This is a genomic window from Streptomyces sp. NPDC003035, from assembly GCF_042888285.1.
GTDB lineage: Bacteria > Actinomycetota > Actinomycetes > Streptomycetales > Streptomycetaceae > Streptomyces.
Genome location: NZ_JBIAPJ010000004.1, coordinates 380,302 through 401,357, shown reverse-complemented (window position 1 = coordinate 401,357; position 21,056 = coordinate 380,302). Strand labels below are relative to the sequence as shown.

At 72.7% G+C, this 21,056-nt stretch carries 16 protein-coding genes; 9 read left to right on the top strand and 7 right to left on the bottom strand.

What is annotated here, in order from left to right:
- Positions 1-43 precede the first annotated feature (43 nt).
- On the bottom strand, positions 44-1,756 hold the full coding sequence (paaN, locus tag ACFYV5_RS15010) for a phenylacetic acid degradation protein PaaN (RefSeq protein WP_389168512.1): 1,713 nt from the start codon (positions 1,754-1,756) through the stop codon (positions 44-46).
- Between the two features lie 124 nt (positions 1,757-1,880).
- Between paaN and ACFYV5_RS15005 the strand changes: the two genes are divergently transcribed.
- Together ACFYV5_RS15005 and ACFYV5_RS15000 are read left to right on the top strand one after the other, a co-directional pair.
- Positions 1,881-3,464, top strand: a complete 1,584-nt coding sequence (locus ACFYV5_RS15005) for a 3-hydroxyacyl-CoA dehydrogenase (RefSeq protein WP_389168511.1) — start codon at positions 1,881-1,883, stop codon at positions 3,462-3,464.
- Complete coding sequence (locus ACFYV5_RS15000; RefSeq protein WP_355110663.1) at positions 3,461-4,054, top strand: TetR/AcrR family transcriptional regulator; 594 nt, start codon at positions 3,461-3,463, stop codon at positions 4,052-4,054. Before ACFYV5_RS15005 ends, ACFYV5_RS15000 begins: the two co-directional genes overlap by 4 nt.
- A gap of 48 nt (positions 4,055-4,102) precedes the next feature.
- Here ACFYV5_RS15000 and ACFYV5_RS14995 read toward each other — a convergent pair whose 3' ends face one another.
- Positions 4,103-4,633 (bottom strand): Lrp/AsnC family transcriptional regulator, encoded by a 531-nt coding sequence (locus tag ACFYV5_RS14995; protein ID WP_389168945.1) that lies wholly within the window; start codon positions 4,631-4,633, stop codon positions 4,103-4,105.
- Positions 4,634-4,825: 192 nt separating this feature from the next.
- Between ACFYV5_RS14995 and pdhA the strand changes: the two genes are divergently transcribed.
- The 7 genes from pdhA (at position 4,826) to ACFYV5_RS14960 (ending at position 13,009) form a co-directional block, all read left to right on the top strand.
- Positions 4,826-5,986, top strand: a complete 1,161-nt coding sequence (pdhA, locus tag ACFYV5_RS14990) for a pyruvate dehydrogenase (acetyl-transferring) E1 component subunit alpha (RefSeq protein WP_389168944.1) — start codon at positions 4,826-4,828, stop codon at positions 5,984-5,986.
- Positions 5,986-7,017 carry an alpha-ketoacid dehydrogenase subunit beta gene (locus tag ACFYV5_RS14985; protein ID WP_389168509.1) on the top strand — a complete coding sequence of 344 codons (1,032 nt, stop codon included), beginning with the start codon at positions 5,986-5,988 and terminating at the stop codon, positions 7,015-7,017. The genes pdhA and ACFYV5_RS14985 overlap by 1 nt, the downstream gene beginning before the upstream one ends.
- A complete protein-coding gene (locus ACFYV5_RS14980; protein ID WP_389168507.1) occupies positions 7,017-8,420 on the top strand; it encodes a dihydrolipoamide acetyltransferase family protein in 1,404 nt (467 codons plus the stop codon). The genes ACFYV5_RS14985 and ACFYV5_RS14980 overlap by 1 nt, the downstream gene beginning before the upstream one ends.
- A 91-nt stretch (positions 8,421-8,511) precedes the next feature.
- Positions 8,512-9,420, top strand: coding sequence for a DUF6457 domain-containing protein (locus ACFYV5_RS14975; protein WP_389168505.1), 909 nt, complete (start codon positions 8,512-8,514; stop codon positions 9,418-9,420).
- Entirely contained in the window at positions 9,420-10,877 is a 1,458-nt protein-coding gene (locus tag ACFYV5_RS14970) for a molybdopterin molybdotransferase MoeA (protein WP_389168942.1), read from the top strand. The genes ACFYV5_RS14975 and ACFYV5_RS14970 overlap by 1 nt, the downstream gene beginning before the upstream one ends.
- 20 nt (positions 10,878-10,897) lie before the next feature.
- The gene (locus ACFYV5_RS14965; RefSeq protein ID WP_389168940.1) at positions 10,898-11,959 is read left to right on the top strand and encodes a potassium channel family protein; all 1,062 of its coding nucleotides are present in this window, start codon (positions 10,898-10,900) and stop codon (positions 11,957-11,959) included.
- Positions 11,960-12,022: 63 nt separating this feature from the next.
- Complete coding sequence (locus ACFYV5_RS14960) at positions 12,023-13,009, top strand: NAD(P)H-quinone oxidoreductase (RefSeq protein WP_389168503.1); 987 nt, start codon at positions 12,023-12,025, stop codon at positions 13,007-13,009.
- A 70-nt stretch (positions 13,010-13,079) separates the two neighbouring features.
- On the opposite strand, the gene ACFYV5_RS14955 is transcribed toward ACFYV5_RS14960, so the two are convergent.
- The 5 genes from ACFYV5_RS14955 to ACFYV5_RS14935 all read right to left on the bottom strand — a co-directional run bounded on the left by ACFYV5_RS14955 (position 13,080) and on the right by ACFYV5_RS14935 (position 20,825).
- Positions 13,080-13,625, bottom strand: a complete 546-nt coding sequence (locus tag ACFYV5_RS14955) for a bacterial proteasome activator family protein (RefSeq protein ID WP_355110654.1) — start codon at positions 13,623-13,625, stop codon at positions 13,080-13,082.
- 105 nt (positions 13,626-13,730) lie between these two features.
- Positions 13,731-16,589, bottom strand: coding sequence for an FtsX-like permease family protein (locus tag ACFYV5_RS14950; RefSeq protein ID WP_389168501.1), 2,859 nt, complete (start codon positions 16,587-16,589; stop codon positions 13,731-13,733).
- Positions 16,586-17,320 (bottom strand): ABC transporter ATP-binding protein, encoded by a 735-nt coding sequence (locus ACFYV5_RS14945; RefSeq protein ID WP_389168499.1) that lies wholly within the window; start codon positions 17,318-17,320, stop codon positions 16,586-16,588. Before ACFYV5_RS14945 ends, ACFYV5_RS14950 begins: the two co-directional genes overlap by 4 nt.
- Before the next feature lie 139 nt (positions 17,321-17,459).
- On the bottom strand, positions 17,460-18,203 hold the full coding sequence (locus ACFYV5_RS14940; RefSeq protein ID WP_389168497.1) for a PadR family transcriptional regulator: 744 nt from the start codon (positions 18,201-18,203) through the stop codon (positions 17,460-17,462).
- A gap of 987 nt (positions 18,204-19,190) precedes the next feature.
- Entirely contained in the window at positions 19,191-20,825 is a 1,635-nt protein-coding gene (locus ACFYV5_RS14935; protein WP_389168495.1) for a protein kinase, read from the bottom strand.
- Between the last annotated feature and the right edge of the window lie 231 nt (positions 20,826-21,056).

The window sequence follows — 21,056 nt, the reverse complement described above, 5'->3', positions numbered from 1 at the left end:
TGGCGGTCACCGTGTGGCTCACGCCCGGCGGTCACCGTGTGGCTCACGCCTGGCGGCGGACCTCCACCACGCGGAAGCGGTTGGCGACGAACGCTCCGTCGCACAGTGCCGCGTTCGCGGCGGGGTTGCCGCCGGAGCCGTGGAAGTCGGAGAACGCCGCCGTCTGGTTGACGTACACCCCGCCCGTCAGGTTCAGCGAGAGCTGGGCCGACTCCTCCAGGCAGACCTCTTCGACGGCGCGCTCGGTGTCGGCCGAGGTGGTGTACGCCCCGACCGTCATCGCACCCTTCTCACGGACCGTGCGCCGCAGCAGCTCGAGAGCGTCGGCGGTCGAGTCGACGGAGACGGCGAAGGCCACCGGGCCGAAGCACTCGGAGAAGTACGCGGCCTCCGGGTCGGCCCCTTCCCAGTGCTTCCGCGAGCCGTCCAGCTTGACGATGACCGGCGTACGGACGACGGCGTCCGGGAAGTCCGGGTTCGCCACCTCGCGGGAGGCGAGCGCCACCTCGCCCAGGTCGGCCGCGGCCTCCAGACGCGCCTTCACGTCCGGGTTGACCAGCGCGCCGAGCAGGGCGTTCGCCCGGGCGTCGTCGCCCAGCAGGCCGCCCACCGCCGACGAGAGATCGGCGACCACCTCGTCGTACGACTTCGGCCCCGCGTCGGTGGTGATGCCCTCGCGGGGGATCAGCAGGTTCTGGGGGGTCGTGCACATCTGCCCGCTGTAGAGCGACAGCGAGAAGGCCAGGTTGGAGAGCATCCCCTTGTAGTCGTCGGTGGAGTCGACGACGACCGTGTTGACGCCGGCCTTCTCCGTGTAGACCTGCGCCTGGCGGGCGTTGGCCTCCAGCCAGTCGCCGAAGGCGGTGGAGCCGGTGTAGTCGATGATCCGGATCTCGGGGCGGACGGCCAGCGTCTTGGCGATGCCCTCGCCGGGACGCTCGGCGGCCAGCGCCACCAGGTTCGGGTCGAAGCCGGCCTCGGCGAGGACCTCACGGGCGACACGGACGGTGAGCGCCAGCGGGAGGACGGCCCGGGGGTGGGGCTTGACCAGGACGGCGTTGCCGGTGGCCAGGGAGGCGAACAGGCCGGGGTAGCCGTTCCACGTCGGGAAGGTGTTGCAACCGATCATCAGCGCGATGCCGCGGGCGACCGGAGTGAACTTCTTGGTCAACTCCAGCGGGTCGCGCTTCCCCTGCGGCTTGGACCAGGAGGCGGTGCCACCGGGGGTGCGGGTCTGCTCCGCGTACGCGTACGCCACCGCCTCCAGGCCGCGGTCCTGTGCGTGCGGGCCGCCGGCCTGGAACGCCATCATGAAGGCCTGGCCACTGGTGTGCATCACCGCGTGCGCGAACTCATGGGTGCGGGCGGAGATCCGGGCGAGGATCTCCAGACACACCAGGGCGCGTCCCTCGGGGCCGGCCTCGCGCCAGGCGCCCATGCCGGCGCGCATCGCGGGCAGCAGGACGTCGATGTCGGCGTGCGGGTACTCCACGCCGAGCGACGGGCCGTACGGCGAGATCTCGCCACCGGTCCAGCCGTCGGTGCCGGGCTGGTCCAGCTCGAAGCGGGTGTCGAGCAGTGCCTTGTACGCGTCGAGACCGGCGGCCGCGTCCAGCGAGCCGTTCTCTCCGTACGCCTTCGGGTGCTCGGGATGGGGCGACCAGTAGGCACGGGTGCGGATGGTGTCGAGAGCCTGGTCGAGTGTGGACCGGTGCTTCTCGGCCAGGGCGTCGGTGGTCAGCTGAGCGGTGGCCATTGCGGGACCAACTCCTCGTCGAGCTGGGCAGGGAGTGACTGACAGAGTTAGAGTAACCGAACGATCGGTCGGGACAAGGGGGTCTGTCGAAGCTGTGGACAACCCATCGGGGAGGATCAGTCGTATGACCGCCAATGTGAGCGACTCCGCGCCGGACGCCGACGCCATCGACCGGAGCCGGACCGTCGCCGTCGTCGGCACGGGGACCATGGGCCAGGGCATCGCCCAGGTCGCCCTGGTCGCGGGCCATCCCGTACGGCTCTACGACAGCGCGCCCGGCCGGGCCGAAGAAGCTGTGGCCGCCCTCGCCGCCCGTCTGGACCGCCTTGTCGAGAAGGGGCGGATGGACCGGGCCGAGCGCGACGGCGCCGTGGGCCGCCTGCACGCCGCGGCCGATCCCGCCGAGCTCGCCGACGCCGCGCTCGTCGTCGAGGCGATCGTCGAGAACCTCGCGGTCAAGCAGCAGCTCTTCGCCGAGCTGGAGAAGATCGTCGCCGACGACACTCTCCTCGCCACCAACACCTCCTCCCTCTCCGTCACCGCGATCGCGGGAGGGCTGCGGCTGCCCGGCCGGTTCGTCGGGCTCCACTTCTTCAACCCCGCCCCGCTGCTCCCGCTCGTCGAGGTCGTCAGCGGCTTCGCGACCGACGCTTCCGCCGCCACGCGCGCGTACGAGACCGCGAAGAGCTGGGGCAAGACTCCGGTGCGCTGCGCCGACACCCCCGGCTTCATCGTCAACCGGGTGGCCCGTCCCTTCTACGCCGAGGCGCTGCGGGTGTACGAGGAGGGTGCGGCGGACCCCGCCACCATCGACGCCGCCCTGCGCGAATGCGGCGGTTTCCGCATGGGCCCCTTCGAACTGACCGACCTCATCGGCCAGGACGTGAACGAGGCCGTCACCCGGTCCGTCTGGGACTCCTTCTACCAGGACCCCAAGTTCACCCCGTCCCTCGCCCAGCGGCGGCTGGTGGAGTCGGCGCGGCTCGGCCGCAAGTCGGGACACGGCTGGTTCCCGTACGGCGAGGGCGCCCCGGCCCCCGCGCCGCACACCGCGCCGCACGCCGAGCCGCCGGCCTCGGTGACGGTCCAGGGCGACCTCTACCAGGCGCGCGACCTGGTGCGGCGGATCGAGGGGTCCGCCGTCGCGGTCGGCTTCGGGGACGACGCCGTGCCCGGCTACCCGGGCTGGATCGAGCTGCCGAGCGGTACCCGGCTCTTCCTCGCCGACGGGACCTCGGCCGACGACGCCGAGATGCCGGTCGTCCACTTCGACCTGGCGCTGGACTTCTCCACCTGCGAGCGGATCGTGCTCGCGCCCGCCGCGACCGTGGACGACCGGTCCCTCCAGGAGGCGGTCGGCCTCTTCCAGGCGGCCGGCATGAAGGTCAGCGTCATCCGCGACGTCCCCGGCATGATCGTCGCCCGCACGGTCGCGATGCTCGCCGACTTCGCCTTCGACGCCGCCGCGCGCGCGGTGGCCGACGCCGACGACATCGACACCGCGATGCGGCTCGGTGTGAACTACCCCCGCGGGCCCCTCGCCTGGGGTGAGGAAGTGGGCGCCCACTGGGTCCTCGAGACGCTGTCGAACCTCCACGAGGAGTACCCGACGGGACGCTACGCGCCCTCGCAGGCGCTGCGCCGCCGGGTCGCCGCCGAGCAGGCCGCCGCCGAGCAGGCCGTGGCCGAGGAGGAGGCACCGGCATGACCACCGCGAAGCGCGACACGTACACCCCCGAGACGCTGCTCTCCGTCGCCGTACGGGTCTTCAACGAGCGCGGTTACGACGGCACGTCCATGGAGCACCTCTCCAAGGCCGCCGGGATCTCCAAGTCCTCGATCTACCACCATGTCGCGGGCAAGGAGGAGCTGCTGCGGCGGGCCGTGAGCCGGGCGATCGACGGGCTCTTCGGGATCCTCGACGAGCCGGGTGCGGGGCGCGGGCGGGCCATCGAGCGGGTCGAGTACGTCACCCGGCGCACCGTCGAGGTGCTGATGGCGGAGCTGCCGTACGTGACGCTGCTGCTGCGGGTCCGGGGCAACACCGACACCGAGCGGTGGGCGATGGAGCGGCGCCGGGAGTTCGACCACAAGGTGGCCGAGCTGCTGAAGGCGGCCGTGGCCGACGGGGACCTGCGGGCGGATGTGGACATCAAGCTGGCCACCCGGCTGCTCTTCGGCATGATCAACTCGCTGGTGGAGTGGTACCGGCCGCAGCCGGGCGCCGACGCCGTGCGCGAGCAGCTCGCCGACACCGTCGTGCACCTCGCGTTCGACGGGCTGCGTACGGCCCGCTGAGGCCCCTGGGCAGCCCTGGGGTCGCCCCAGGGCTGCCTAGGGCTGTGATCAGTGGTCCGGGTCGAGGTCCGTCTCCTCGAAGACCAGCAGGGTGCGGGTGGAGAGCACCTCGGGGATCGACTGCAGCTTGGTGAGCACCAGCTCGCGCAGGGTCCGGTTGTCGGGCGTGTGGACCAGCAGCAGAACGTCGAAGTCCCCGCTGACCAGCGCGATGTGCGCGGCGCCGGGCAGGGCCTGGAGCTGCTCGCGCACGGTGCGCCAGGAGTTCTGGACGATCTTGAGCGTGATGTAGGCCGAGGCGCCCTGGCCCGCCCGCTCGTGGTTGACCCGGGCGCTGAAGCCCCGGATCACCCCGTCGTCGATGAGCCGGTTGATCCGCGCGTAGGCGTTGGCCCGGGACACGTGCACCCGTTCGGCCACGGAACGTATCGAGGCGCGCCCGTCCGTCTGGAGGATGCGCAGGATGTCGCGGTCGATGGCGTCCAGCGGGCGCGCCGGGGGGCCCTGGGGCCCCTGGGACGCCCCGCCGGGCGCCGCGCCCGGCCCCGTGGAGAGCGCCCGCTCCCAACCCTCGGCCATTTGTTCATCCGCCATGTCCCCCCGCCTCTCTCCCATGGACGACATGCTCCTATCCCAGGCTGTGGAGAACCGATTGTCCACAGGCTGAGGGCGCCTGTAGCCAAAATGCCTCCACGACCGAACAATCGGTAGGTGAGGCGCGCCACACCCGCGCCACCCGCCTTCGGGTGTTATGCCCGCTCCCACGAGGAGGTGGACTCGTTGCAACAGCGCAGTTCGACAGTCCAAGAGCCGCCCGGTGCCGCTGCTGTCTACCGGCCCACCCCGCCCCCGGCGTGGAAGCCGCGTACCGACGCCGCGCCGCTGCTGCCCGACGCCGAGCCGTTCCGTGTCCTCGGTACGGACGCGGTGGCCGACGCCGACCCGGAGCTGCTGCGGCGGCTCTACGCGGAGCTGGTGCGCGGCCGCCGGTACAACGCGCAGGCCACGGCCCTGACCAAGCAGGGCCGGCTCGCCGTCTACCCGTCGACGACCGGCCAGGAGGCCTGCGAGGTCGCGGCCGCGCTGGCCCTGGAGGACCGGGACTGGCTGTTCCCCTCCTACCGCGACACCCTCGCGGCCGTCGCCCGCGGCCTGGACCCGGTCCAGGCACTGACCCTGCTGCGCGGCGACTGGCACACGGGATACGACCCGCACGAGCACCGCATCGCGCCGCTGTCCACGCCGCTCGCCACCCAGCTCCCGCACGCGGTGGGCCTGGCCCACGCCGCCCGGCTCAAGGGCGACGACGTGGTCGCGCTCGCCATGGTCGGCGACGGCGGCACCAGCGAGGGCGACTTCCACGAGGCGCTGAACTTCGCGGCCGTCTGGCAGGCCCCCGTGGTCTTCCTGGTCCAGAACAACGGCTTCGCGATCTCCGTGCCGCTCGCCAAGCAGACCGCGGCGCCTTCGCTGGCTCACAAGGCCGTCGGGTACGGCATGCCGGGCCGGCTGGTCGACGGCAACGACGCCGTCGCCGTCCACCAGGTGCTGACCGAGGCCGTGGCACGCGCGCGACGCGGTGGCGGACCGACGCTGGTCGAGGCGGTCACGTACCGCATCGAGGCCCACACCAACGCCGACGACGCGACCCGCTACCGCGGCGACAGCGAGGTCGAGGCGTGGAAGGCACATGACCCGATCGTGCTCCTGGAACGGGAACTGACGGAGCGCGGGATGCTCGACGAGGACGGAAGGCGGGCAGCGGCCGAGGCCGCCGAGACGATGGCGGCGGCGCTGCGCGAGCGGATGAACGCCGACCCGGTCCTCGACCCGATGGACCTGTTCGCGCACGTCTACGCCGAGCAGACCACACAGCTGCGCGAGCAGGCGGCGCAGCTGCGGGCCGAGCTCGACGCCGAGAGCGAGGCGTGATGACGACCAGCACGGCGGCCCGGAGCGGAGCCAAGGCCGCGGCCAAGCCGGCCACCATGGCGCAGGCGCTGCAGCGGGCCATGCGCGACGCGATGGCCGAGGACCCGACCGTCCACGTCATGGGCGAGGACGTCGGCACGCTCGGTGGTGTCTTCCGGGTCACGGACGGCCTCGCCAAGGAGTTCGGCGAGGACCGCTGTACGGACACCCCGCTGGCCGAGGCCGGCATCCTGGGCACGGCCGTCGGCATGGCGATGTACGGGCTGCGGCCGGTCGTCGAGATGCAGTTCGACGCCTTCGCCTACCCGGCGTTCGAGCAGCTGATCAGCCATGTGTCGCGGATGCGGAACCGCACGCGCGGTGCGATGCCGATGCCGATGGTGATCCGGGTGCCGTACGGCGGCGGGATCGGCGGCGTCGAGCACCACAGCGACTCCTCCGAGGCGTACTACATGGCGACCCCGGGTCTCCATGTCGTCACCCCGGCGACGGTCGAGGACGCGTACGGGCTGCTGCGCGCGGCGATCGCCTCCGACGACCCGGTCGTCTTCCTGGAGCCGAAGCGGCTGTACTGGTCGAAGTCCGACTGGTCGCCCGAGGCGCCGACGGCGGTGGAGCCGATCGGCAAGGCCGTGGTGCGGCGCCGCGGCAGCAGCGCCACGCTGCTCACGTACGGGCCGTCCGTACCGGTCTGCCTGGAGGCGGCCGAGGCCGCCCGGGCCGAGGGCTGGGACCTGGAGGTCGTCGATCTTCGCTCGCTGGTGCCGTTCGACGACGAGACGGTCTGCGCCTCGGTGCGGCGCACCGGCAGGGCGGTCGTCGTCCACGAGTCGGCCGGGTTCGGCGGACCGGGCGGGGAGATCGCCGCGCGGGTGACCGAGCGCTGTTTCCACCACCTGGAGGCGCCGGTGCTGCGCGTGGCCGGGTTCGACATCCCGTACCCGCCGCCGATGCTGGAGCGGCACCATCTGCCCGGCGTGGACCGCGTGCTCGACGCGGTGGCGCGGCTCCAGTGGGAGGCGGGGAGCTGATGGCCCAGGTGCTCGAGTTCAAGCTGCCGGACCTCGGCGAGGGGCTGACCGAGGCGGAGATCGTGCGCTGGCTGGTGGACGTCGGTGACGTCGTCGCCATCGACCAGCCGGTCGTCGAGGTCGAGACCGCCAAGGCGATGGTCGAGGTCCCGTGCCCCTACGGCGGGGTGGTGACCGCCCGCTTCGGCGAGGAGGGCACCGAACTGCCCGTCGGAGCACCGCTCCTGACGGTCGCCGTGGGTGGAGCGGAGGCCACGGTGACAGCGCCGGCGACGTCCGCGACGTCTCCGTCCTCCGCGTCGTCGGCGAAGTCCGCCGCGTCGGCCGGGGACGCCGAGTCCTCGGAGTACTCCGGCAACGTGCTGGTCGGCTACGGGACGGCGGGGCCCGCGGCGCGCCGGCGCCGAGTCCGCCGGGACACCGTTCCCACGCCCCCGCAGGCGGCGCCCCCGCAGGCGGCGCCCGAGAAGCAGGCGGTGGCCGAGAAGCAGGCGGTGCCTGCGCGGTCGGCGGTCGCCGAGGGTCCCGTGCCGGTCATCTCACCGCTCGTACGGAAGCTCGCCCGGGACAAGGGGCTCGATCTGCGCGAGGTGCGCGGATCCGGCCCGGACGGGCTGATTCTGCGGGCCGACGTGGAGTCGGCCCTGGCCGCCGCCGAGTCGGCCGCCGCGCGCCCGGGCCCGGCCGCCGCACCGGCACCGGCGTCCGCGGCCGTGGGTGAGAGGATTCCGCTGCGCGGAGTGCGTGGTGCCGTGGCCGACAAGCTCTCCCGCAGCCGTACGGAGATCCCGGACGCGACCTGCTGGGTCGACGCGGACGCGACCGAACTCATGGCGGCGCGGGCCGCGATGAACGCGGCCGGCGGACCGAAGATCTCGCTGCTCGCGCTGCTCGCTCGGATCTGCACCCATGCCCTCGCCCGGTTCCCGGAGCTCAACTCCACCGTGGACACGGCGGCCCGGGAGATCGTCCGGCTGCCGTCCGTGCACCTCGGGTTCGCGGCGCAGACCCCGCGGGGACTGGTCGTCCCCGTGGTCCGGGACGCGGGCACGCGGACCGCGGAGTCGCTGACGGAGGAGTTCGCGCGGCTGACGGAGTCCGCCCGGCAGGGCACGCTGACGCCTGCGGACCTGACCGGTGGGACGTTCACGCTGAACAACTACGGCGTGTTCGGGGTCGACGGCTCGACGCCGATCGTCAACCACCCGGAGGCGGCGATGCTCGGGGTGGGCCGGATCATCCCCAAGCCGTGGGTGCACGAGGGCGAACTGGCCGTCCGCCAGGTCGTCCAGCTGTCGCTGACCTTCGACCACCGGGTCTGCGACGGAGGCACGGCGGGCGGCTTCCTGCGCTACGTCGCGGACTGCGTCGAACACCCCGCGGTCCTGCTCCGCACCCTCTGACGGCCCGGCCACCGGCGCCGCCCGTCTCCCTGGGTGAGACGGGCGGCGATCTCCGGGGTCGTACCGGGCGGGCGCGGATCATACTGCTGGGATGACGACCGTGTATGACGCCATCGTGCTCGCCGGGGGCGCCGCGAAGCGCCTCGGCGGCGCGGACAAACCCGGGGTACGGGTCGGGGGCCGGGCGTTGCTCGACCGGGTCCTGGCGGGCTGCCGGGGGGCCGGGCGCACCGTGGTCGTCGGCGGGCGCCGGGCGACCGTGCGCCCCGTGGTGTGGGCCAGGGAGGAGCCGCCGGGCGGAGGGCCGCTGGCCGCGCTCGACGCCGGGGTGCGGGCGGTGGGTGCCGGCACGGTGCTCGTGCTCTCCGCCGACCTGCCGTTCCTCGACGAGCGGACCGGCCGGCAGCTTCTCGACGCCCTGTCCGCGGCGGCCGATGCCGAGGCCGCGCTGCTGGTCGACCCCGACGGCCGGGACCAGCCGCTCGTCGCCGCCTACCGCACCGAGGCGCTCCGGCGTGAGCTGGATCTCATCGCCGCCGCGCACGGCACCCTCGCCGGCCTCCCGCTGCGTCTGCTCACGCGGGAGTTGCGCATCGTCCGGGTCGCCGCGGAACCCCTCGCCTCCTTCGACTGCGACACCTGGGAGGACATTGCCGCGGCCCGGGCCCATATCAGGGAGCATGGGAACGTGCTGGATGAATGGATCACCGCAGTCAAGGACGAGCTGGGCATCGAGATCGACGTCGACACCGGCGTCCTGCTCGACCTGGCCCGCGACGCCGCTCACGGGGTCGCCCGGCCCGCCGCGCCGCTGACCACGTTCCTGGTCGGGTACGCGGCGGGGCGCGCCGCCGGTGGAGACGGTGGCCCCGAGGAGGTCGCCGAGGCCGCCCGCAAGGCCGCCGCCCTCGCCAACCGCTGGGCAGCCGAAGCGGAGCAGGGTGGAGCCGGGCAGGGCGAAGCGGGGCAGGGCGAAGCGGGGCAGGGCGAAGCCGGATGATGCCCCAGGAGCGCGCGGCCGAGCCAGGGACCGGGAGCGGCACCCGGAGCGGCACCGGGACGGGGAGCGGGACCGGGCCGGACACCGTGCCGGCGACCGCTCCCGTGCCCGAGAGCGACGGCGTGGACGAAGCCCTCGCCCTCGTCGCCCCGCAGCGCGCCGTCCGACCCCAGCCCGGCGACCGCGAGTCCCGCCCCGCCGAGCCCCCCGAGACCCGCCCCGCCGAAGCGCACCGTGCCACCGCGTGGCCCGCCGCCCGGGAAGTCGCCGCCCGTGCCGGGGCCGCGATCGGGGCGGCGCGCGAACCCCGCCGTACGCCCCTCGCGCAGGCGCTCGGCCAGGTCCTCGCCCAGCCGCTCCGCGCGCTCACCGATCTGCCGTCCTTCGACACCTCGGCCATGGACGGCTGGGCCGTCGCAGGCCCCGGCCCCTGGGCGATCCGGTCCGAGGGAGCGGTGCTCGCCGGGCACTCCGCCGCCCCGGCGCTGGAGGACGGGACCGCCGTACGGATCGCCACCGGCGCCCGCGTTCCGGCCGAGACCACCGCGGTCATCCGCAGCGAGCACTCCCGCACGGACACCGGCGGCCATCTGCACGCCCGCCGCGAGGTCGTGCCCGGCCAGGACATCCGCCCCCGGGGCCAGGAGTGCCGCTCCGGTGACCGGCTGCTGCCCGCCGGCACGGTGGTGACCCCCGCCGTCCTCGGCCTCGCCGCGGCGGCCGGGTACGACGACCTGCCGACCCCGCACCGCCCCCGTGTGGAGGTCCTCGTCCTCGGCGACGAACTCCTGACGGCCGGACTCCCCCACGACGGTCTGATCCGTGACGCCCTCGGCCCCATGCTCGGCCCCTGGCTGAACGCCCTCGGCGCCGACGTGCTCGCCACCCGACGGATCGGCGACGACGCCGAGGCCCTGCACACCGCGGTCACCGATTCAGCGGCCGATCTGGTGATCACCACCGGGGGCACGGCCGCGGGGCCTGTCGACCACGTCCACCCCGTCCTCGCCAAGGCCGGGGCCGTCCTCCTGGTCGACGGCGTGAAGGTCCGCCCAGGCCACCCCATGCTGCTCGCGCGCCTCGACGGCGCCCGGCACCTGGTCGGCCTGCCCGGCAACCCGCTCGCCGCGGTCTCCGGGCTGCTCACCCTTGCCGAGCCCCTGCTCCGCGCCCTGGCGGGCGCCCCGGTCCCGCCGCCGTACCGGGTGCCCGTACGGGACGAAATCCACGGTCATCCGCACGACACCCGGCTGGTCCCCGTCGTCCACCAGGGCGACGAGGTCGTGCCGCTGCACTACAACGGCCCGGCGATGCTCCGGGGCATCGCCGCCGCGGACGGGATGGCGGTGGTCCCGCCCGGAGGCGCCCGTCCCGGCGACGCACTGGAGATCCTCGACCTGCCCTGGTCCGGGTTCCCCGCTCACGGCGCGACGGACCAAGGAGCGTGTTTCACGTGAAACTTCCCAGTCGGGACGTCATGGCCCGGCAGGCGGACGAGAAGACGTCGCCCTCCCAGGTGCGGATGCCCCGGCAGATCGTCGAGAGGCCGCTGTGGCAGGTGGGCAAGCGGCTGCTGATGGCGCTGGGCGTGCTGGCCCTCACGACCGGCATCGTCTACGTGGACCGCGGGGGCTACCACGACAACGCCAACGGGACACTCGACTTCCTCGACTGCGCCTACTACGCGACCGTCACTCTCTCCACCACGGGCTACGGCGACATCGTCCCGCACAGCGACTCGGCGCGGCTCGTGAACATCCTGCTGGTCACGCCGTTGCGCGTGCTGTTCCTGATCATTCTGGTCGGCACCACTCTCGAGGTCCTCACCGAAAGGACCCGGGAGGAGTGGCGGCTGAACCGCTGGAGGTCCACCTTGCGCGACCACACCGTCATCGTCGGCTTCGGCACCAAGGGGCGTTCCGCGATCCAGACGCTCTGCGCGACCGGGCTGCGCAAGGAGCAGATCGTCATCGTGGACCCGTCCACGAAGGTGATCGACACCGCGAACGCGGACGGTTTCGTGGGCGTGGTCGGCGATGCGACCCGGAGCGATGTGCTGCTCCGTGCCGAGGTGCAGAAGGCCCGTCAGATCGTGATCGCCACCCAGCGCGACGACACGGCCGTCCTGGTCGCGCTGACCGCCCGGCAGCTCAACCGGGGCGCGAAGATCGTCGCCGCCGTACGCGAGGAGGAGAACGCCCCGCTGCTGCGCCAGTCCGGTGCGGACGCCGTGATCACCAGCGCCAGCGCGGCCGGACGACTGCTGGGTCTCTCGGTGCTCAGCCCCAGTGCCGGCACGGTCATGGAGGACCTCATCCAGCAGGGTTCGGGTCTCGACCTGGTGGAACGGCCGGTCATAAAGGCCGAGGTGGGCAAGAGCGTGCGAGAGACGGAGGACCTCGTGGTGAGCGTGCTGCGTGGCCACCGGCTTCTCGGTTACGACGATCCGGCCGCCAGCCCCCTGCAGTTGACGGACCGTGTCATCACGATCGTGCGCGCGGCCCCCATCACTCCGCTGTCGCCACCGCCCCACGACTAGCCCGCGGCCCCATCACTCCACTGACACCGCCGCACGACGAGCCCGCGGAGTAGCCTCGCCGCCATGCATGCGATCACGATTCCGGAACCCGGTGGTCCCGAGGCCCTCGTCTGGGCCGAGGTGCCCGATCCCGTGCCCGCCGAGGGCGAGGTGCTCGTCGAGGTGGTGGCGAGTGCCGTCAACCGTGCCGATCTGCTCCAGCGGCAGGGCTTCTACAACCCACCGCCGGGCACGTCCCCGTACCCCGGTCTCGAATGCTCGGGCCGGATCGCCGCGCTCGGCCCCGGAGTGTCCGGCTGGTCCGTCGGCGACGAGGTGTGCGCGCTGCTCGTGGGCGGCGGTTACGCGGAGAAGGTCGTCGTGCCCGTCGGCCAGCTGCTCCCCGTTCCCGACGGGGTGGACCTGGTCACGGCCGCGGCGCTGCCCGAGGTGACCAGCACCGTCTGGTCGAACGTCTTCATGATCGCCCATCTGCGCCCCGGCGAGACGCTGTTGGTGCACGGCGGCGCGAGCGGCATCGGCACGATGGCGATCCAGCTGGCCAAGGCGGTCGGCGCGCGGGTCGCGGTGACCGCCGGCAGCCCCGAGAAGCTGGCGCGCTGCGCCGCGTTGGGCGCGGACATCCTGATCGACTACCGCGAGCAGGACTTCGTCGAGGAGCTGCACAAGGCCACGGACGGGGCCGGTGCCGATGTCATCCTCGACATCGTCGGAGCCAAGTATCTGGACCGCAATGTGAAGGCCCTCGCTGTCAACGGACGCCTGGCCATCATCGGGATGCAGGGCGGCGTGAAGGGCGAGTTGAACCTCGGCGCCCTGCTCGCCAAGCGCGCCGCGATCACGGCGACCACCCTGCGCGCCCGCCCCCTGGAGGAGAAGGCGACCATCGTCGCCGCCGTACGCGAGCATGTCTGGCCGCTGATCGGCGCGGGAACGGTCCGCCCGGTCGTCGACCGTACGGTGCCCATGCCGGACGCCGCCGAAGCCCACCGGGCGCTGGACTCGGGTACGCACGTCGGCAAGGTGCTGCTGCTGGCCCCACAGGCCTGACGCCGTCACACACGAAAGAGCCCGGGCGCACACACGTGCGCCCGGGCCCTTCCGTACGTACGGAGACGGCCTACAGATACGGCCCCGAGCGGACCGCGTGTCCGGGACCCTGGTCGTCGTCATCGTCGTGCGACGCACCGGGCGGCAGGGCCCGGCGCATCTGCTCCAGCTGGGCACGGGCCGCCATCTGCTGGGCGAACAGCGCCGTCTGGATGCCGTGGAAGAGGCCTTCGAGCCAGCCCACCAACTGGGCCTGCGCGATGCGCAGTTCCGCCTCGGAGGGGATCGCCTCGTCCGTGAACGGCAGGGAGAGGCGCTCCAGTTCCTCGACCAGCTCGGGCGCGAGCCCGTCCTCCAGCTCCTTCACGGAGCTCGCGTGGATGTCCTTGAGCCTGACTCGGCTGGCCTCGTCGAGAGGTGCCGCGCGTACTTCCTCCAGGAGCTGCTTGATCATGCTGCCGATGCGCATGACCTTCGCAGGCTGCTCGACCATTTCCGTCACCGGGACCTCGCGGGATTCGTCGTCACCCTGAGTGCCGCCGAGCGCCATCCCGTCCTGTCCCACGATGAGGACCTGGGGGCTCTCCTGCGACCGTTCATTCCTCGGCATCTCCATGCCGCCATTCTCTCGCACGCATGCCTCACCACACGGTGTGCCCCTGTACGAGAGTGATCCACCCTCGTACAGGGGCACAGGAACGCAACGAACCGGTCAGGTCGGTCAGATTGCGGCGCGGCGGGCCAGGGCCCCGCGCGAGCGGGTCACCAGCGCGGCCAGGAGCGCGGCGCCGATCGGCACGACCACCAGCAGCCCCACCAGCGTCTCCCAGGGGACGACGACCGGCACGTACGGCGGCGAGGACATCGCGCCCCAGCCCTCGTCCAGGGCCTGCTGGTAGAAGCGCAGCTGCTGGCGTTCCTCGGTGAGCCGCAGCCCTATCGCCGGCAGGACACCCGCCGCCGACCCGAGGACCACACCCATCGCGGCGACCACCCCGCACTGGAAGCCGCTCAGCGTGCGGCGGACCCGCGGGGGCGCTCCCACGGCCGAGAGCGTCTTGAGATCGGCCTCGGCGTCGGCCTGCGCCAGACCGGTCGCGATACCGGCGGCGCCGATGGTGACCAGGCCGGCGAAGACGGCCAGCGAGAGGAGCACGATGCTGCTGTCGTTGACGAAGCCGTCCTCCACGCGCAGCTCGACATCGCTGCCGATCTTGGAGATCTCGCCGTCGAGCTTCTGGCGCTGCTCGGTGCTCGGCATCGTGTCGGTGGAGAACAGCGAGCCCATCGGTACCGTCGTGAGACCGGCCGCCTTGGCGGCCGCCGGGCTGAGGAGCGCCTGGACGCCGTACGACTTCTCCTCGTCGGGCACGAGGTAGGCGGGCAGGGCCTTCATCTCGCCGGGTGCCGGCTTGCCCTCCTGCAGGGCCTGGTTCGCCTTCACGGTGTCGGTGATCAACTTGACGCCGACCTTGCCGTTCTGGTCGACCTGGGCCTTGGCGAAGGAGATGACCTTGCCCTCGGCGAGGGCCTTCTCGGCGCCCGGGTCCTTGATCCCGAGGACCTTCAGGATCGTGGCGTCACCGACCATCAGGCCGCCGTCGACGTAGATGCCGCCCTCGTCGTTCTGCTTGCAGCGCCAGTCGTCGGCGAGCTTGCGCCGCTGCTCCTTGGTGAACTTCGCCGCGGGGTCCTCGCCGCGGTCGGAGCCGGACCACAGCGGGCACTCGTTGGCCCGGGGAATGACGATCTCGTACGTGCCGCAGCCCGGGGACTCCTCGTGGGGCGAGCAGCCGGCCCTTCCGACCTGCACGCGGTCGACGTCCGCGCGGGTGTCGACGGGAAGGTGGCGCTGGACGGCGTCCCGGACGGCCGGAACGTCCCGGCCACCCTCCTCGACGACCAGGGCCGCGACCGCGCCGTGCGGCAGGCTCGCCCGGTACTCCGCCCGCTCCTGTGCCTCGGTGCTCGCCGCGTACGTGGAGACGGCGACCGTTCCGGCGACCGCGGCGAGCACGGCGGCGACGGCGGGGGCGGTACGGCCCCGGTTGCGCACGGCGTCCCGCAGGGCGAGGCGGGGCGACAGCGGCAGCCAGCGGCCGGCCCGGCCGAAGAGACCGACCAGCGCGGGGGTCATGGCGACGACACCGAGCTCGGCGAGGGCGCTGCCGCCCGCGACGATGGCGAACTGGTCGGAGACCACCGATCCGTACAGCGCGATCGCCGCGCCCAGGAGGAGGGCCGTCAGGCCGATCAGCGGCAGCACACGGCTGCTGCGGCGGACACCGCGGCGGCCGGTCAGCGAGGCCAGGACCGTCTGCCGGGACGCGGTGACGGCCGGGACGATCGCCGCCAGCAGGCCGGTCAGCACGGCGAGCAGCGCGATGGCGAGCAGTTCCAGGGGGCGTACGTCGAAGCTGCCGAACCGCTGCCCGAACGCGTCCTCGAGGACCGGCTGGAGGAGGAAGGTCAGGATGAGGGCGAGGACCGTGCCGGTGACCGCCGCGGCGACGCCGATGACGAGTCCGCCGCCGAGGACGATGGCCCGGATGTGGCGCCGGTCGCCGCCGTTGGCGCCGACGAGCCCCAGCTGGCGGCGCGAGCGGCGGGCGCCGACGGCGAACGCCGGTCCGGCGAGGAGGCAGATCTCCAGCATCGCCAGGCCGACGACCGTGCCGACAGCGGCGAGTTCGGCGGCCTCGGCCCCCGCACTGGACTCGAAGTTGGCCCAGCCGTCCTTCTGGTAGAGCGGGACCTCGGAGTCGGCCGGCGGGTTCATGAGCACGGCACGCGAGGTGACGACCACACCCTTGGTGTTGATCTGCTGGACGGTGTTCCACGTGAAACCACCGGGGGCCTTCACCAGATGGACGGTGGAGACCCCTCCCCTGGCCATACCGGCCTTCTCGGCCACCTTGGCGTACGGGGCGAGGAAGGCGCCGGGCAGGGCGTTGACCTGGTCGGCCTTCAGATCGTTGGGGAGCTCGTACGAGCCGACGATCCGATAGGTCCGGTCGTAGCCGCGCGCCGACAGGGTCGATCCGACCGACAGGCCACTGCTCTCCAGGAAGTGCGTGGTCGCGGCGACCTCGTCCGCCTTCTCGGGGAAGCGTCCCTCCAGCAGCGTCAGGATTCCCCTGGCCATCGGGTCGGCGGCCTTGAGTTCGCGGACCTCCGTCTGGAGCAGTCCGTGCGTGGTCGTGAGCTTGGCGCTGCCGGAGCTGTCCGTGAGGACGGTGGCGCCGGCCGGGAGGGTCTTGGTGACATCGGTGGAGCCGCTCGGCCAGACCGTGTCCCCGTAGTCCTTGGCCGGCGTATGCATCTCGCCGTCCGGAGACTGGAGGATCGGCACACCGCCCGCGCCGGCGTCGTTGAACCGGGCGTCGGCCGCGCCCATCATCCGGTCCAGCTTCTCCTCGGTGGAGAGCTCGGAGCTGCGCAGGGTCAGATCGGCGGCGCTGACGCCGAGGATGGGCAGGGCGATCATGGCCAGGACCAGGAAGCTGCGGCCCTTGTAGCGCCAGGCGTCGCGGCGGGCTATGCGGATGGCGGCGCGCCAGGAGTGGAACCAGTTGTTCACCGCTCGGCCGCCTGGACGGACAGGAGCGAGTCGGCCTCGCTGCGTACGGTCTGGTCGACGACGGCGCCGTCCCGCAGGAAGACGACGCGGTCGGCCCAGGCGGCGAACCGCGGCTCGTGGGTGACGAGGACGCCCGCGGCGCCGGCGTCGCAGCGCGAGCGCAGCAGGGCGAGGACGGACTCGCCGGTCTCGGAGTCGAGGGCGCCGGTGGGCTCGTCGGCCAGGACGAGGCGACGGTCGCCGACGAGGGCGCGGGCGATGGCCACCCGCTGCTGCTGACCGCCCGACATCTCGTCGGGGAAGCGGTCGGCGAGGTGGCCCAGCTCCATCTCGTCCAGCGCGGCGAGGGCCTCGCCCCGCGCCTTGCGGGCGGAGGTGCCGTCCAGCTCGCGGGGCAGGGCGACGTTCTCGGCGGCCGTGAGGGCGGGGATCAGGTTGTAGTCCTGGAAGACGTACCCGATGCTGCGGCGGCGCAGGGCCGCGAGGGCCTTGCGGCCGGCGGTGGTGATGTCGGTGTTCTCGACGATCACCCGGCCGGAGGTGGGGGTGTCGAGGCCGCCCGCGATGGTGAGCAGGGTGGACTTGCCGGAGCCGGACGGGCCCATGACGGCGACGAGTTCACCGGGGAAGACATCGAGGTCGATGCCGCGCAGGGCGTGCACCTCGGTCTCGCCGGAGCCGTGGACACGGGTCAGGTTCTGCAGTTGCAGCACGGGCTGCTGTGTGGACATGGAGGGGTCCCCCCTTGGGCGTACGCCGACGGACGGCCGTGTGACGTGTGGTCACGGGCGGTCCGGTGCCGTCTGGGTACGGAGCGGTCGAAGAGGTGGTGCGGGATGAAGAGGTGGTGCGGGATCTGGGGCCGCGTGGTCAGCGCAGCGGGGCCGGGCGGGCGTCCTGGGAGGACGTTCCGGCCGGGCCAGGGGCGGAGCCGGGCGGCCGCGCGTCCCCGGTGGCCGGAGTGGCCGGGCCAGGGGCGGAGCCGGTGACCGGGCCGGGGCCGCGGCCGGTGACCGTGGTGGAGCCGGATGCGGTGGAGGCGTCCGACGTTGCGGTGGCCGTGGCCGTGGCCGTGGAGAGGCGGATCAGCCGGGCCTCGCAGTGGTCCAGCCAACGGGCCTCGGCCTCGGTCCGGAAGATCAGCTGCTCCAGGACGAGGAGCCAGGCCACGTCGTCGCGCTCCCGGGACCCGCCGCTCTCCAGGGCGGTGAGTGCCTGGGCCTTGAGCCGGGTGTAGTCCTGCATCGCCTTCACGGTGTGCCGGCGCTGCGACTGGATGACGGCGCGGATGTCGACGCCGGGTGCCCCGACGGCCATGGCGAGCTTGATGGCGAGCTCGTCGCGGGCCGGGCTGGTGCGGTCCACGGGCTTCTCGAACCAGTTCCTGAGCTCTTCGCGACCGTCGTCGGTGATCGCGTACAGGGCGTGGCCGGCCTCGTCCTCCCCGCTCTGGGCGACCATGCCGTCCCGTTCGAGACGGTTGAGGGTCGTGTAGACCTGGCCGACGTTGAGGGGCCAGGTGGAGCCGGTGCGGGACTCGAACTCCGTACGGAGCTGCGAGCCGTAGCGTGGCCCGCGTTCGAGGAGGGCGAGGAGCCCGTGGCGGATCGACATACTCAGTATGTATACCGAGTATGTCCGAGCCGACAAGCGACCTGAGACGGAACCTCCGGGTCCGTCTCAAGGGGGACGGGGCGGGGATCCGCAGGGGACGGGCCGTCAGCGGCGGCGCATCCGGAGACCGAGGAACCCGATCCCGAGCCCCATCAGCGCGAGCCCCACGCCCATCGTGAGGACAGGAATCTGCCGGTCAACGGCGGATGTACCGGCCCGTGGGCTGAGTCGGGGAGCCGCGGCGGGCGCGGACGCCGGTGCGGTCGTGGTGGCCGCGGGGTCCGTCTCGGGTACCCCTTCGAGCACCTCGTCCGCCGTGTCCCGGTCGCCGGAGGGGTCGTCGGCTGTTGCCGTTTTGGTACGTGAGGGGCCGTCCGGCTCGGCGGAGTCGCTCGCTCCGGGGGGCGCGGGGGGCCGGCCGGGCCGCTCACGTCCCGCCCCGGCGGGGCGCCCCGCCAGGGAGCCCGCGGGGGAGGGCTCGGCGGTACGGGAGGCCCCGGGCCGTCCCGGGGCGGTCGCGGACGGGGTGGCGGCGGGAGGTCCGGAGGCCCCGGGGTCGACGGGGCCGACGGTCCTCGTGGGCGAAGGGGACGGCCTCGACGGCTTCCACGCTCCCGGCGGCTGCCACGCTCCCGGGGGCTTCGACGCTCCCGGGGGCCTTTGCGGCTTCTGCGACTTCTTCGACGGTCGTGACGGCTTCGTCGGCGCCCCCGAAGCCGAGGGGGCGGCCGTCGCCGCCTGGGCCCTGGGCTCCGCCGTCGGCCCTGTCCCGGCCCCGTACGCCACCGGCGCGGCACCCACCACCAGCCAGCAGGCGACCACCGGCCCGAGGGCCCGCGTCCGCGTACCGCGGAGTCCTGGAGTCACCGGGGACCCCCTCCCGTGCCGAGCCGCCGTTGTCGACTCAGCGTCACATGCCAGGACATATCCGGCATCCCGGATGGGAGGAGGGGGTGAGAACGCCGCCTGGGGGCGCCCGGAGGGTGCCTACTGCGGCGGGTTGCCCGTCGAGATCTCGAGCGTGAACTCGGCGTCATCCTTGGACGCGTCCTCACCGGCCGGCGGGTACTGGCTGAGGACCGTGCCCTCGCCGTACGTGTTCTCGTCCACCGGCGTCTGGGTCTTGATCTTCCAGCCCGCCGCCTGGATGCAGTCCTTCACCGACTGGATGTTCTTGTACGTGAAGTTCGGGATCTCGAACTTCGACGGGTCGTCGCTCGACTCGGTCGGCTCCGTGCACTTCTTCGTCGCGATGGTCTTGGTGAGGTCCGGGCCCTTGTGACCGGCGACCGCCGACTGGCTCTGGCTCGGATCGCCGCCGGCGTTGGTCCCCGGGTCGTCCTCCTTGAGGGAGATCGCGGTGATGACACCGCCGATCGCGATCAGCGCCACGACGATCGCGCCCACGATCACCGGCGTGTTCCGCTTCGACCCGCCGGAGCCGCCGGAGCCGCCGCTCGTCGTCATCGACGACTGCTGCGGCGACATCGTGTACGGCCCGGGGGCGGGCGTCTGGTACGCCGGGGCGGGGGTCGGGGTCGGGGCCTGCTGCGGGTAGCCGTAGGAGGGGGCCGGCGTCGGCGGACCGTACGGGCCCGGCTGCGGCGTCGGAGCCTGGTACGGCTGGTGGACGCCGTGCGTCGAGGGCGGCGGCGTCTGGCCGACCGGCGGGAAGACCGCCGAGCCCACGCCCGAGCCGCTGCTGACCGGACCGCCCGCCACGATCACCGGGGCGCCCGTCTGACCCGCCGACAGCACGCGCAGGCACTCGTCCTGCATCGCCGCCGCGCTCGGGAAGCGCTCGTTCGGGTTCTTCTTCAGCGCGCGGGCGACGAGCGCGTCCATCGCCGGCGTCACCGAGCGGTTGATGGAGGACGGCGCGACCGGCTCCTCCTGGACGTGCGCGTACGCGATGGCCAGCGGCGAGTCCGCGTCGAACGGAAGACGGCCCGTCAGCAGCTGGAACAGCATGATGCCGACCGAATAGAGGTCGGAGCGGGCGTCCACGGCGCGGCCGAGGGCCTGCTCGGGGGAGAGGTACTGCGGCGTGCCGACGACCATGCCGGTCTGCGTCATCGAGGTGACACCGGACTGCATGGCCCGCGCGATGCCGAAGTCCATGACCTTGACGACCCCGCGCTTGGTCATCATCACGTTGCCCGGCTTGATGTCCCGGTGGACCAGGCCCATTTCGTGGCTGGTCTCGAGCGCGGCCAGCACATCGGCCGTCACCTTCAGCGCCTTGTCGGCCGGCATCGCGCCGAACCGCTGGACGTCGGAGGCCAGCACCGAGCCGAGCGGCTGCCCCTCCACGTACTCCATGACGATGTACGGCATGACGGCGCCGTCGAGGGTGTCCTCGCCTGTGTCGAAGACGGAGACGATATTGGTGTGCGAAAGCTTCGCGACCGCCTGCGCCTCGCGTCGGAACCGCTCGCGGAACGACTGTTCCCGGCCGAGCTCCGAGTGCAGCGTCTTGATGGCGACCTGACGGTCCAGCGCGCTGTCGTACGCCAGGTAGACGGAGGCCATGCCGCCCTCGCCGAGCAGGTCGCGAAGCTGATAACGGCCGTTCGCGACCGAACCGCCCGCATAGCGGCCCTGTGCGCCGTCCTGGCTCATTCGTGCTCCCCCTACGCGCGCGTGGCGGCGCTGTTCCGGAATTTCCTGGCCAAGTCTGCCCCAGGGCAGTGACACGTCAAGCCAGGTGCCCGTTCCGTGACCGTCCGCGCAAGAAGCGTCTCGCAAGCGTTACAGGAACCGGCTGGAATTTGCACAGGCGTACGTGGACGGGGTTGGATGGCCGGTCCATCTCGAACCGTGATGTCCGACGAAGCCTGTAGCGTGACGGCG